The following is a 13,538-nucleotide window of genomic DNA, read 5'->3' as shown; positions in this document are numbered from 1 at the left end:
CTATTTCGATTTATCCCAAAAGTTCAATTGTAGCAGAGAACGGGGGAAGGGGGAAGATTTACTCCTCGCGCTGTAGAGCGGTCGCCATCGCTTCCTGTGCCATTTGGCGGTAAATGGGTTTGAGGAATTGCTCGATCGAGTCGGCTTCCGCGGGGGCTAGGGGGAATGTGCCGAGGATATCGAGGACGGTGCGATCGTCTGCCGGGGGGATGATGACGACGAGGGAGGGATCGAGGGATTCTTCGTAACGCCAGAAGAGCGCGGGATCGGTGGGGAGTTCCGCGGGAGCGGGTTCGAGATTCGGTTTATCCGCGGTTTCGATCGCTTTTTCGGGGGTGTTTTCCGTTTTTCGCGAGCGTTTCTGTCGCAATTCTTCTAGAATCCGTTCTTTGGTACGGCCGCGCAGTTGAAAGAGGACGAAGGGATCTTCGCGGAATCGATCGGCGAGTTGATAGTATACCGCGCCGATATGTTTACAGGGATTGGCTTTATCGGGACAGGTACAGCGCGAACGGATATCCGATAGGGAAAAAGGAAATAAATTCACCCCGCTCTCGATAAAAACCCGCTCGATATTTTCCGGCATCTGTCCCGCGAGTAATCGCGCCGAGTAGATAGCTTTCCGGGAGAGAATATCGATCACGTAGTCCCAATCTTCATCGCGAAACGGTTCTAGGGAGAGGGAAACCTGATAGGGTTCGGGTTCGCTCCCCTGCACCCGCGCCAGTACCCGCGATCCCTCGAAATCGATGTTTAAGACGTTCCCCTCGCGCGCGTACAATCTCGCTCGTTCTAACCGTTTTTTAAATCGGTAGGAATCGAGTAATTCTAACCATCTTTGCACCCACCAAGCTTGATCTGTCATGTTATCTAAAATTCCTTGGAGCGATCGGAAAGGTTTATTCTTCGTGGGAAGGGGCGCAAGCCTTGCGCCCCTACAGTATTATGTTATTCTAGCGAAATTTAATTGCAATAAATTTGTTGTAATTTAAAATAAAAAGTTACCTAATAAAACGCTCTTTATCGATAATAATTATATCAAACAATCGCTCGGTATCTCGAATCTCGAAAAGCTCGTGAAAATTTTTCTCTCGAATCGATCGAGAAATTCGCCTTTCCTTCAGAAACCGGGAAACGGTTACGCTTGAATATTGGCGATTTTAAATCCCATCTGGCACTCGTAGAGCGCGGGTTGATGGCCGGTCGCCTTACCGAGAGCGTGTCCGCATCCTAGTTTACCCCCTTGCCAACGCGGTTGTCCCTCGTGGGTCGCTAACAGACATCCCTGACAAACTTGTTGAGTCGAGAGAACGTGTTCGTCGGTTAAGATGACTAACATAACGCTCACCTCCATTGATCCCCTATGGATTTGTCTTTATTGTAGGCGGTATTTCTAGGGATGTCGTGTACGCCGATACACTGTTTAATTAAAAGGCAATAATCAGGAGTCAGGAGGTAAGAGGCAAAAAGCAGAGATCAGTGATATTTATAATCTCCCTCATCTCCCCCATCTATCTCCCTCACCTCCCTAACGTCCCGTATCCCTAACGATGGGGAGAACGATAGAAAGGTTTCTTGACGACGGTGGCGGGATAGGTTTTACCGCGGATTTCGACTTCTAGAGATTGACCGATCGAGCTTAGGGAGGCGGGAACGTAAGCGAGGGCGATCGGAACGTTTAAAGTTAGCGATAATGTACCGCTGGTGACTTTGCCGACCTCTTTTCCCTCGAAAATCACGGGATAATCGTGGCGGGCGATGTTTCTGCCCTGCATTTGCAGGCCGACTAAACGACGGGAAACGCCCTCGGCTTTCTGTTTTTCTAACACGTCCCGACCGATAAAATCGCCTTTTTCTTGTAAATGTACCAACCAGTTCAATCCGGCCTCTAAGGGACTCGTGGTATCGTCGATATCCTGTCCGTAGAGGGCTAGGGCGGCTTCGAGACGGAGGGTATCCCGCGCGCCTAAACCGCAGGGAATCACGCCTCGATCGAGCAATTCCTGCCATAATCGCTGTCCGACCTCGGGATCGACCATGATCTCGAAGCCATCCTCGCCGGTGTATCCCGTCCGGGCGATAAACGCGGTTCGATCGAACAATTTCGTTTCAAAATGGGTGAAGAGTCCGAAGTCGCTTAAATCTTCGCTCACGAAAGATTGTAAAACCTCGGCGGCTTTCGGTCCCTGAAGGGCGATGAGGACTTTCTCCCGCGAGAGGTCGGTTAACGTGATGCCCGTAACCCCGATATGCTCGATAATCCAGGCTTTATCTTTATCGGTGGTGGACGCGTTGACGATTAAAACGCCCCGATCGCTTCCCTGATAGTAGAAGATAATATCGTCGATAATGCCGCCGTCGGGATTGAGTAAAACGCTGTATTGGGCTTGTCCGGGCTGTAAACGGGCGAGATTCGAGGGGACGAGGGGCTGTAGGGACTCCACCAGATTTTCGCCCGCGAGGATAAATTTACCCATGTGCGAGATGTCGAACATTCCCACCCCGGTGCGAATCGCCTCGTGTTCCTGCTTGATCCCGCTAAATTGAATCGGCATTTCCCAACCCGCGAAAGGGGTGAATTTTGGGGTTTGTCGGGCGATTAGGTCGTATAAGGGGGTACGGACAGCCGGGGAAGTCGATTCTACGTTAGCCACGATGAGTTTCCGGGTAAGAATTGCTGTGGAGTAGTATAGATCGATTTCCGGTCGATCGAGTCGGGGGGATTTTAACAAAAACTTTAGAGAGTCGGGGGCTTTTCTGTTGACCCTCGCGCCGATGGGAGACTTTATCCTAGAAGTAGGGCGCGATACCTCGATCGGATCGGCAACAAACAACGATCTCGTCGTCCCGAGTTCCCGAGAGAGCGATGATGCACCAAACGATAAAATTAGGCGGTATGAGTTGCGCCGCTTGCGCGAGCGCCGTAGAACGGGTGACTAAAGCCGTTCCCGGGGTAATTGACTGTCAGGTGAATTTCAGTATGGAGCGGGCGCTCGTGGAGTACGACCCGGAGCGTACCGATATTAGCACGATCCGAGCGGCGATCGACGCGGCGGGTTATCGGGCGTTCCCGGTCGCGAAAACCGTCGAAGCGGAAAGCGAACCGAAAAGCGATCGAACCCGCGAGTTATGGATAGGGGGGATAGCCAGCGCGCTCCTGTTAGTCGGTTCCCTGCCGATGATGCTCGGTTTCTCCCTGCCGTTGATTCCCGAGTGGCTTTCCCATCCGGTTTTCCAGTTAATTGTCGCCACTCCCGTACAGTTTTACTGCGGGCGATCGTTCTATATCGGGGCGTGGAAATCGCTGAAAAATCGGCTCGCGACGATGGATACACTGGTTGTCTTGGGAACGAGCGCGGCTTATTTCTACTCTCTCTTCGTCACGTTGATTCCCGATATTTTTCATCGAGAGGGTTTTCACTCGCACGTTTATTTTGAAGCCTCGACGATTATTATTACCCTGATCCTATTCGGTCGTTTTCTCGAAAGTCGCGCCCGTAAGGAAACTTCGTCCGCGATCCGGCAGTTGATGGGACTGCAAGCGAGAACCGCGCGGGTGATGAGAGGGAATGAATCGATCGATCTTCCCATCGAGGAGGTAAGGGTGGGCGATATTATTCTCGTCCGTCCGGGGGAAAAAATTCCGGTAGACGGGGAGGTGATCGAGGGGAGTTCGACGGTGGATGAATCGATGGTCACGGGAGAGAGTGTACCGGTGACGAAAGCGATCGGGAACGAGGTAATCGGGGCGACTATCAATAAATCCGGTAGTTTTCAGTTCCGCGCGACGCGGGTGGGGGGGGATACGGTTCTCGCGCAGATCGCCCGATTGGTAGAGTCCGCCCAAGCCTCGAAAGCCCCCATTCAAAAGTTAGCCGATCGGGTGACGGCTTGGTTCGTCCCGGTGGTGATGATCGTCGCCGTCATTACTTTCGGGATCTGGTATTTCACGACGGGAAATGTCACCCTCGCGCTGATCACGATGGTGGAGGTGTTAATTATCGCCTGTCCCTGCGCGTTAGGACTGGCCACACCGACCTCGATTATGGTGGGAACGGGAATCGGGGCGAGAAAGGGAATTTTGATTAAAAACGCCGAGAGTTTACAACTGGCGCACCGGATCACGGCGATCGTTCTCGATAAGACGGGAACGCTGACCGAGGGAAGGCCGACGGTGACGGATTACCGGACGGTAAACGGGGTGAAGGACGGGAACGAGTTATCGATTTTGCAATTGGCGGCCTCGATCGAGAATCGTTCCGAACACCCGTTAGCCGAGGCGGTGGTACAGTACGCGCGCGCGAACGAGGTGACTTTGCTGGATGTGACGGATATCGAGGCGATCGCCGGGTGCGGCATACAGGGTAGGGCGGGCGATCGAATCGTACAGATCGGTACACAGCAGTGGATTAAATCTCTCGGGGTTTCGATCGCCCCGTTGGAAAGTCCGGCGAACGATTGGGAGTGGCAGTTAAAAACGGTGGTCTGGATCGCGGTTAACGGGCGATTAGAGGCGATCGTGGGCATTTCCGACGCTTTAAAACCCCACGCGCCCGAAGTGGTCAACAAGCTCAAAAAAATGGGCTTGGAAGTGTTTTTGATGACGGGGGACAATCGGGAAACGGCGGACGCGATCGCCCGCGAGGTGGGTATCCGTCGCGTTTTCTCGCGAGTCCGTCCGGGAGAGAAAGCGCTGAAAGTGGAGGCTTTACAGAAAGAGGGGAAAGTGGTGGCGATGGTGGGGGACGGGATTAACGATGCGCCCGCTTTAGCGACCGCGGACGTGGGTATCGCCATCGGGACGGGAACGGATATCGCGATCGCGACGAGTGATATCACGTTGATTTCGGGGGATTTACAGGGAATCGTGACGGCGATCCGGTTGAGCAGGGCGACGATGGCGAATATTAAACAGAATCTCTTTTTCGCTTTTATTTATAATGTTATCGGGATACCGATCGCCGCGGGGGTTCTCTATCCGGTTTTCGGTTGGTTGCTGAACCCGATTTTCGCGGGCGCGGCGATGGCGTTCAGTTCGGTTTCGGTGGTGACGAACGCGTTGAGACTGCGGAATTTCCGATCGAGTTTATAGCGCTTTTTCGGGGAGCGATGGGATTTTTTCGAGAGATGGGGAGAGCGATCGGCGATCGATCGGAAGAAATCTGTCTAGAATTTAACGCGGAAGTGTTGGGTTTCGCTCTCGTCCCACGCGACCCACTCGATCGGCAACCAAGCATAATGTTCTGTATTACTTTAATCGAACATCATTACCTTTTACTTCAAAAATTCCTGTTGCTTTCAGTAATTCTCCAAGTTTTTTATGTCCGTACGTTCTAGTATCAAAAGAAGGATCGAGTTTCGACAACTGTTGTCCTAATGTTCCTAAATTGGCAAGTCCGTCATCGCGGGCAATACCATCATACGCTTCTTTCAATAGTTGATCGAGTTTGTTGTTTCCCTCGACTTTTGTCGATGATTCGACTTTAGAAAAATTTTCGAGAACAATATTGGAAGATGCTTCTGTTGTATGCTGATCTAGTAATTCAGTATAGATAAATCTGTCGCAAGCGGCCACAAAAGCTTGAGGCGTTTGTCGCTTACCAAAGCCATAGACAACTATACCATCTTGCCGGATTCTATGAGCCAGTCTTGTAAAATCACTATCGCTTGAAACGATGCAAAAGCCATCTAATTTATCTGTATAAAGTAAATCCATAGCATCAATGATTAAAGCACTATCCGTTGAATTTTTTCCACTGGTATATCCAAATTGCTGTATGGGAAGAATCGCAAAATCATTAAGTATTTTCTTCCAAGCGTTCATCTGAGGAGTTGTCCAATCGCCATAGATTCTCTTAATATAAGCGGTTCCAAATTTAGCGATCTCTCTTAGCAAAGCCTCAACTACATTCGCGCTGGTATTGTCAGCATCGATCAAGACCGCTAATTTATCAGACCTAAACTGAACTTCCCCTCTCATTCTCTTATTCCCTAGAAAAGAACATAGATGTGAATTACTCTGTACTTTTGTATTTCGAGAGCCAACTCAATCATATATGATTTTTTTTATGCAACAGCCTTTATTAGATTTTTTTAAGGTTTTTCATTTAGCTATTGAAGGAACCATAGTGAATCGCTCCTCGACCACTTCGATCGCTCCTTATCCTCATCTAATGATTGGGAGAGGGTTGCGCTTTGGGGGATTGTTGTTCCTCTAGTTTCTTGGCCTCGATCGCCTCACGTTGTCGGTTTGCCGCTTCCTGTTTTCGCGAACTTATCTCGCGATCGCCCGGACGATATTTGAGCGCTTTTTCGTAAGCCTCGATCGCTTTACCGTACTGACCGAGATTAAACCAACTATTGCCCAAACTTTTCCACGTATCCGCGTTATCTCGCTGACGTTCCAAAGCTTTTTGATAGGAAGCGATCGAGTCGGAAAACTTACCCGATCGATAGAAAGAATTCCCCATCGCGATATACACTTCCGCCTTTCTACTATCGATCCGACTCGCTTTTTTATACGCCGAAATCGCCTCCCCGTAGCGACCGAGTTGATGGAGTATCTGTCCCTGTTGTAGCCAGGCTTGATAGTATCGAGGATTCGCCCGCGTCGCCCCCGCGAAAGCGGTTAACGCCTCTTCCGTCCGTCCCGCTTTTTGTAAAATCGTTCCCTGACTATAATAAGAGGGAGCGTGATTCTCATCGAATTGAACGGCTTTACCGTAACTTTCCAAAGCCTCGTTATTTTTCTGTAAGCGGTGAAAACAATTGCCCCGTTGATACCAAGCGTCCGCGTTATCGGGTTCGATATCGAGAGCCTTATCGTAGGCTTTGATCGCCGCCTCGTAATCGTCGAGATTCTGTAACGTCCAGCCTTTTTGATACCAGAAAACCGCGTTATCGGATTTAAACTTCAAGAGTTTATCGAGTGCGTTCTTGGCGGCGGAATATTCCTCTCGGGAGAGATAGATCGCGACTTTTTCCTGCCACGCCTCCCACGCGGAAGGATTGATTTCCAACGCCCGATCGAACGTCTCGATCGCCTCCTGTCTCTTCCCTAATTTCTCTAAAACCTGTCCCCGACCGATCCAGGCCCGCCAATTATCCGGCTCGATCTCGATCGATCTCTCGTAGGAATCTAAAGCTCCCTTGTATTGTTTCAGTGCCAGTAACGCGTCTCCCCGTCCTTTCAACGCCCCCGCGTGATTCGGGTTAATTTTTAACGCCTCTTTATAGGAAGCCAGAGACGCGGAATAGCGTTTTAACTGATAGTAAGTATTCCCTCTCTCGTAAAAATCGCTCAAATTCCGGGCGGTTTTCCAAACGCTAAAAACTTGATAACCCGCGAAAAACAAGACGATCGCCCCGATCGAGCCGAGAACGAAAGTTAATCGCGGCGGACTTTTAGGAATCAACCGAGTCCGCGATTTCACGGCCCGCGTGACCACTTTCGAGATCTCGCGATGTTGGTTCAGTTTCCGCAGATCGGTTAACGCGTCGGACGCGGCGCTATAACGCTCGCGGAAATCGTAGCGGAGCATCCGATCGAGCACCCGGCTAAAATCCGCGCCCGTCGCGATCGAAGGTTGCCAGGAAATTTCCCCGGTGCGGGGATCGAGGGGAAATCGATCGGGGGTCTGGCCGGTTAGCGCCTGTAGGGCGATCGCCCCGACCGCGTAGATATCGCTCGCCTTGCGCGGGTGTCCGTGAGCTTGTTCGCTGGGAAAATAGCCCGGAGTACCGATCGCCACCGTCGAAACCGTTTGCCCTAGCCGCGTGGTCACTTGTTTGACCGCGCCGAAATCGATCAGCACCAATTGACCGTCACTCGCGCGACGGATCAGGTTATAGGGATTGATATCCCGGTGGATCACGTTTTTCCGATGCACGAAATCGAGAATTTCCAGGATCTCGATCGCCAGCGCGACCACCTGTTCCTCGTTCCCGTTATAAACGCCGCCGGCGATCTCCGTCGCCAGATCTTCCCCCTCTATATATTCCTGCACCAGAAAAAATTCACCATATTCCTCGAAATAGGCGAATAATCGCGGGATTTGGGGATGTTCGCCCAACTCGTGCAGGGTTTTCGCCTCGGTCTCGAACAATCGCCGCGCCGTCTCGATCGTGTCCGGATCGTTCGAGAGGGGTTTAAATTGCTTGATCGCGCATCGATCGGGGGCCGGTAGGTGTAGATCCCGCGCTAGAAACGTTTGCCCGAACCCTCCCTTTCCCAACTGGCGGACGATCTGGTAACGTTGACTGAGGATTCGGCCCGGTGCGAGTTCCATAGATGACGGCGATCGATAGACTTTTATCCATTCTAAAGGAACGAGTCCGGTATCACGGGCGAACTCGATCGAACGCGAAAATCTATCCTCCGATAGAAGCGTTATCCCAGATTTTTATACTCGTAAATCGGGATCGTCGAGAACGATCGATCGAAAAAAAAGGACACGATCGATCGCGTCCTTCCGAGGTATTTGTTACCTTAATCTTATTTTTTCTTCTTGCCTTTTGCCGGGGGCGCGGCTTTGGGTTTCGGTTGTTCGGCGACGGGTTCCGGGGCTTTCTCCTCGACCGGCGCGGCTTCCGGGGCTTGTTGACCCATTTGGGCGGCCACTTCCGCCGCGAAATCCGTTGTTTCCTTCTCGATACCCTCACCGAGAACGAAGCGCGTGAAGCGACGGATCTGGATATTTTCCCCCAACACCGCGACCGACTGTTTCACCAGTTCCTCGACGGTGATATTCTGGTCGCGAATGTAGGGTTGATCCAGCAGGGACAACTCTTTCAGGCGTTTATCGATCCGGCCGGAGACGATTTTTTCCTTAATGTTATCGGGCTTGTTAGCCAGATCGTCGCGTCCCATCTCGATCTCTTTCTCTTTCGCGACGATTTCGGCGGGAATCTGCGAGGTATTCACGTATTCCACGTTCGGGCAAGCGGCGATCTGCATGGCCACATCGTTGACCAGTTTTTTAAATTCCTCGCGACGGGCCACGAAATCGGTCTCGCAGTTGACCTCTACCAGTACCCCGATACGGCTTCCGGTGTGGATGTAGCTACCGATCATCCCTTCCGCGGCCACGCGGCTGGCTTTCTTCTCGGCGGAGGTGATCCCTTTCTGGCGCAACCACTCGATCGCCTTGGTCATATCCCCACCGTTTTCACTCAGCGCTTTCTTGCAATCCATCATGCCAGCGCCGGTTTTCTCCCTAAGTTCTTTAACTTGTTGTGCCGTGATTTCCGCCATAATTTTTTGTCCTATCGCTATACACCATGATGACACGAGACGGTCAGAATTTAGCTAACCCTTCTAGACCGAGGTTCGAGGTGGGGCGAGGCGATCGGGAATCGATCGAGCGAAAGGTCTTTTAAAAAGTAGGAGAATCTTTCCGTAAATAAACGCGAATCCGGCTTATTTCGTGTATAGATTCTCCCGCGGGAAAAGTTCCTCGATCGACCTCGCTACCCCGAGAATTTAGCTATCCTCGTCGCCGCTAGAGAATTCGGCGGCGTATTGAGAATAGTCCGCTTCGTCCTCTTCTTCCTCGTCCTCGTAATCTTCGTAATCTTCCTCGGTGGCGACCTGACCGTGACGACCCTCGATAATTGCGTCGCTGAGTTTGCCGAGAATCAGTTTCACCGAACGGATCGCGTCATCGTTCGCGGGGATGGGAACGTCTACCAGGTCGGGATCGCAATTCGTATCCAGAAGGGAGATGATCGGGATACCGAGTTTCTGACATTCTTGGATCGCGTTATACTCGCGGCGTTGATCGACGATCACCACCACGTCGGGAAGGCGGCGCATGGTTTTGATCCCGCCGAGATATTTTTCCAGTTTGGCCAGTTCGCGACGCAGTACCGAGGCTTCTTTTTTCGGCCGGCGATCGAGCGCGCCACTATTTTCCAGTTCTTCGAGTTCTTTCAGTCTTTCCACCCGGCCGCGGATCGTTTCCCAGTTGGTCAGCATTCCCCCCAACCAACGCTGGTTAACGAAATGGCTACCGCTTCGCAGGGCTTCCTGTTTGATGATCCCCGCCGCCTGACGCTTGGTTCCGACGAATAGGAAGCGTTTTCCTCGATCAGCCTCGGTACGCGTGTAGTCGTAGGCTTCTTCCATCAGTTGCGCGGTCTGCACGAGGTCGATAATATGTACCCCATTCCGGGCGGTATAGATATATCGATCCATTTTCGGGTTCCAACGGCGCGTTTGATGGCCGAAGTGAACCCCAGACTCTAGCAATTCCGCGAGAGAAACAACGGGCATATTCTTTTTCTCCTGTTTCGGGTTTATCCTCCATCCGGGGCTGGATCTCTAGCGCGCTAGAAACACCCGATCGCCCGGATGTGCGATTTTTGACAACTTTCCTAGTCTAACACGATCGGGGAGATGGGGGAGGTGAGGGAGGAACCGGAGGTGAGGGGGATGGGGAGATGGAAATACATTATTATTTCCTCCTGCCTCCTGACTCCTGCCTCCTGACTCCTAACTCCTGCCTCCTGACTCCTGCCTCCTGACTCCTGTCTCCTGACTCCCGCCCTAACGAGAGATACTTGATACTTATCCCGGATCTAATAACGCCCGACAGTAGCCCGCGAGCGTGTTTAACCTCTCTCGAACTGTTGTCAAGCGTCGATCGAGCGATTGCCGCGAGGAGGCGAGAAATAACCAGTCCGTTTGCAGTAAGCGCCACGATCGAACGATCTCCGTCTGAATCCTCTGCCAGCGAACCCGTGTTTCGCCCTCCAGATTGTCATCGGTTAATGACAGAACCCGCGTATCCATCCAGGCGCGGAGATCCCTGAACTCTCGATCCCGGCTTTCCGTATCCGTTCCGTCGATCGCGCCCGCTAAAGTCATCAGTCGATCGAGTAAAATCTCGTAGGACTCCCGGTAAATTGTCGGTAACATCCACTACAAACCGCGTTAGAATTTGTTAAATAACATTAACGGCTTGCCGTCACGCCGACAAGTCCCCCGAATTCCTAGTTGGTAAAAGTTAAAACAATCGCGCTCTTTTCACGGACGAGCCGAATTTTAATGTTAGAGAATAGACTAATCTCTCCTCCTTCGGCTGGAGCGTTGTTCAGTCATTCGTTCAATTCTATTCGTGTCTCGCGTCCACGTTATCCCTCCCCCGCCCCATCATGAACGCTATCACTGCCGCCTATCCCGAAACCGTCGTCTCCCTTCCCACGGCGACGGAACCGAAGAAACCCCTAATTCTTCCCGATTGGCTGAATGACTGTTTAATCGCCTATCAAAACGATCCGGACAACTCCGAGGTAGATTTAATCTGTAGAGCGTTTAACTTCGCCTACCGGCTACACGAGGGGCAGTATCGTAAATCCGGGGAACCCTATATCGCCCACCCGATCGCCGTGGCGGGATACCTGCGGGATCTGGGAGGGGATAAGGCGATGATCGCGGCGGGATTCCTGCACGATGTCGTCGAGGATACGGAGGTCACTCCGGAGGAGATCGAGGAGAGATTCGGCGCGGAAGTGCGGCAGTTAGTGGAAGCGGTCACGAAACTCTCGAAATTTAACTTTTCTAGCAAAACCGAACGTCAGGCGGAGAATTTTCGCCGAATGTTCCTGGCGATGGCCAAGGATATCCGGGTGATCGTGGTGAAACTGGCCGATCGACTGCACAATATGCAGACCCTAGAACATTTAGGCCCGCAACAACAACAACGCATCGCCCAGGAAACGAGAGAGATTTTCGCCCCGTTAGCGAATCGATTAGGGATCGGGCGTTTCAAGTGGGAATTAGAGGATCTGTGTTTTAAATACCTCGAACCGGAAAGTTATCAAGATGTGCAGTTATTGGTATCCGAGAAACGGATCGATCGGGAGGCGCGCATCGAAACGGTGGTCTCGACCCTGCGGGAGAATCTAGAAAAGATCGGCATCAAAGTTCTCGATATTCAAGGCCGCCCGAAGCATCTTTACGGCATTTATAACAAAATGCACCGTCAGGGTAAAGAATTCCATGAAATATACGATATCGCCGCGGTTCGCGTGATCGTGGAGAGTAAAGACGAATGCTATCGATCGCTGGCGATCGTTCACGATCGATTTAAACCGATCCCCGGCCGTTTCAAAGACTACATCGGTTTACCCAAAGCCAACCGCTACCAATCCCTACACACCACCGTCGTCGGTCTCAACGGCAAACCCCTCGAAGTGCAGATCCGCACCCTGGAGATGCACCATATCGCCGAATACGGGATCGCCGCTCACTGGAAGTATAAAGAAACGGGATCGAGCGAGCAAACCCTAACCTCCGAGGATGAAAAATTCGCCTGGTTACGCAATCTCCTCGACTGGCAGAAAGATCTCAAAGACGGTCAGGAATACATGGAAGGTTTGAAAAATAACCTTTTTGAAGATGATGTCTATGTTTTTACCCCCCGCGGTGATGTGGTCGCCCTCACCCGCGGCGCGACTCCCGTGGACTTCGCCTATCACATCCACAGCGAGGTGGGCAACCAGATGAAAGGGGTACGGATTAACGGTCGTTGGTCGGTTCTCGATGTTCCCTTGCAGAACGGGGATATCGTCGAGATCGTCACCGCGAAAAACAGCCATCCCAGTTTAGACTGGCTCAATTTCGCCGTCACTCCCAGCGCCCGTAACCGCATCCGTCAGTGGTACAAAAAATCGAAACGGGAAGAAAATATCGCCCGCGGCCGGGACTTACTGGAGAAGGAACTCGGGAAAACCGGTTTCGACGCGTTATTGAAATCGGAACGGATGCAGACGGTCGCCAAACATTGCAACTATGTCGGGGTGGACGATCTGCTCGCCGCTCTCGGATACGGGGAAATGACCCTGAATAACGTGGTTAACCGCCTACGGGAGACGATAAAAAGCCAACAGGTTCCTGCCGTCGAGGAAAATCCGGTTATTCTACCCCCGTCTCCTTCGCACCGTCCCCAGTCTTCCCATACCTGCAAATCGCCGATCGCCGGGGTCGAGGGTTTGGTATACCGTCTCGCTCGCTGTTGTAGTCCCCTGCCGGGAGAGGCGATTATCGGGGTGGTCGCGCGCGCGGGAGAGGGGATCGTCATCCACCGTCAGGGATGCTCGAACGCGGAACAGGTGCAGGGCGATCGACTGATCCCGGTCAACTGGAACCCGATCGACGATAACGCTCGCTGTCAGACCTATCCGGTCAATCTCCAGATCGAGGTGATCGATCGGGTCGGGGTTTTAAAAGATATTCTCTCCCGGTTAAGCGATCAGAACATCAACGTGCGGAGCGCCGGGGTAAAAACCAGTTTCGGCAAACCCGCGCTGATCTCCCTGACGATCGAGGTCCGCGACCGCGACCAGTTCGATCACTGCGTCACCAAGATCAAACTAATGAGCGATGTGCTCAACGTCCGTCGCGTCAGTCAGGTGAAAAGCGATCGACTGTAGATTCCAGGAGATGGGGGGATGGGGAGATAGGGAGATGGGGAATATTCATTTCCTGACTCCTGCCTCCTGACTCCTGCCTCCTGACTCCTGACTCCTGACTCCTG

The 13,538-nt window shown here is 52.2% G+C and carries 10 protein-coding genes; 2 read left to right on the top strand and 8 right to left on the bottom strand.

Annotated features, from left to right (window positions below):
* Positions 1-58 precede the first annotated feature (58 nt).
* From V0288_RS18845 to gcvT, 3 genes are all read right to left on the bottom strand, one after another.
* Positions 59-865 (bottom strand): SWIM zinc finger family protein, encoded by an 807-nt coding sequence (locus V0288_RS18845; RefSeq protein WP_332866702.1) that lies wholly within the window; start codon positions 863-865, stop codon positions 59-61.
* Between the two features lie 273 nt (positions 866-1,138).
* Positions 1,139-1,339, bottom strand: coding sequence for a hypothetical protein (locus V0288_RS18840; RefSeq protein WP_332866701.1), 201 nt, complete (start codon positions 1,337-1,339; stop codon positions 1,139-1,141).
* Between the two features lie 205 nt (positions 1,340-1,544).
* Complete coding sequence (gene gcvT / locus V0288_RS18835) at positions 1,545-2,654, bottom strand: glycine cleavage system aminomethyltransferase GcvT (RefSeq protein ID WP_332866700.1); 1,110 nt, start codon at positions 2,652-2,654, stop codon at positions 1,545-1,547.
* 212 nt (positions 2,655-2,866) lie between these two features.
* Between gcvT and V0288_RS18830 the strand changes: the two genes are divergently transcribed.
* Complete coding sequence (locus tag V0288_RS18830; RefSeq protein WP_422662021.1) at positions 2,867-5,092, top strand: heavy metal translocating P-type ATPase; 2,226 nt, start codon at positions 2,867-2,869, stop codon at positions 5,090-5,092.
* A gap of 156 nt (positions 5,093-5,248) precedes the next feature.
* On the opposite strand, the gene V0288_RS18825 is transcribed toward V0288_RS18830, so the two are convergent.
* From V0288_RS18825 to patD, 5 genes are all read right to left on the bottom strand, one after another.
* The gene (locus V0288_RS18825) at positions 5,249-5,980 is read right to left on the bottom strand and encodes an NYN domain-containing protein (protein ID WP_332866699.1); all 732 of its coding nucleotides are present in this window, start codon (positions 5,978-5,980) and stop codon (positions 5,249-5,251) included.
* A gap of 190 nt (positions 5,981-6,170) precedes the next feature.
* Entirely contained in the window at positions 6,171-8,288 is a 2,118-nt protein-coding gene (locus V0288_RS18820) for a tetratricopeptide repeat protein (RefSeq protein WP_332866698.1), read from the bottom strand.
* Positions 8,289-8,494: 206 nt separating this feature from the next.
* Positions 8,495-9,253 (bottom strand): translation elongation factor Ts, encoded by a 759-nt coding sequence (gene tsf / locus V0288_RS18815; protein WP_332866697.1) that lies wholly within the window; start codon positions 9,251-9,253, stop codon positions 8,495-8,497.
* A gap of 228 nt (positions 9,254-9,481) precedes the next feature.
* A complete protein-coding gene (rpsB, locus tag V0288_RS18810; RefSeq protein WP_332866696.1) occupies positions 9,482-10,273 on the bottom strand; it encodes a 30S ribosomal protein S2 in 792 nt (263 codons plus the stop codon).
* 294 nt (positions 10,274-10,567) lie between these two features.
* Complete coding sequence (patD, locus tag V0288_RS18805) at positions 10,568-10,918, bottom strand: heterocyst frequency control protein PatD (RefSeq protein WP_332866695.1); 351 nt, start codon at positions 10,916-10,918, stop codon at positions 10,568-10,570.
* Positions 10,919-11,154: 236 nt separating this feature from the next.
* Between patD and V0288_RS18800 the strand changes: the two genes are divergently transcribed.
* A complete protein-coding gene (locus V0288_RS18800) occupies positions 11,155-13,434 on the top strand; it encodes a RelA/SpoT family protein (RefSeq protein WP_332866694.1) in 2,280 nt (759 codons plus the stop codon).
* Positions 13,435-13,538: the final 104 nt, after the last annotated feature.

Origin of the sequence: Pannus brasiliensis CCIBt3594 (assembly GCF_036688125.1) — a bacterium.
GTDB lineage: Bacteria > Cyanobacteriota > Cyanobacteriia > Cyanobacteriales > Microcystaceae > Pannus > Pannus brasiliensis.
Note: the sequence above shows the minus strand (reverse complement) of the source record. Positions and strands in the feature narration are given on the sequence as shown.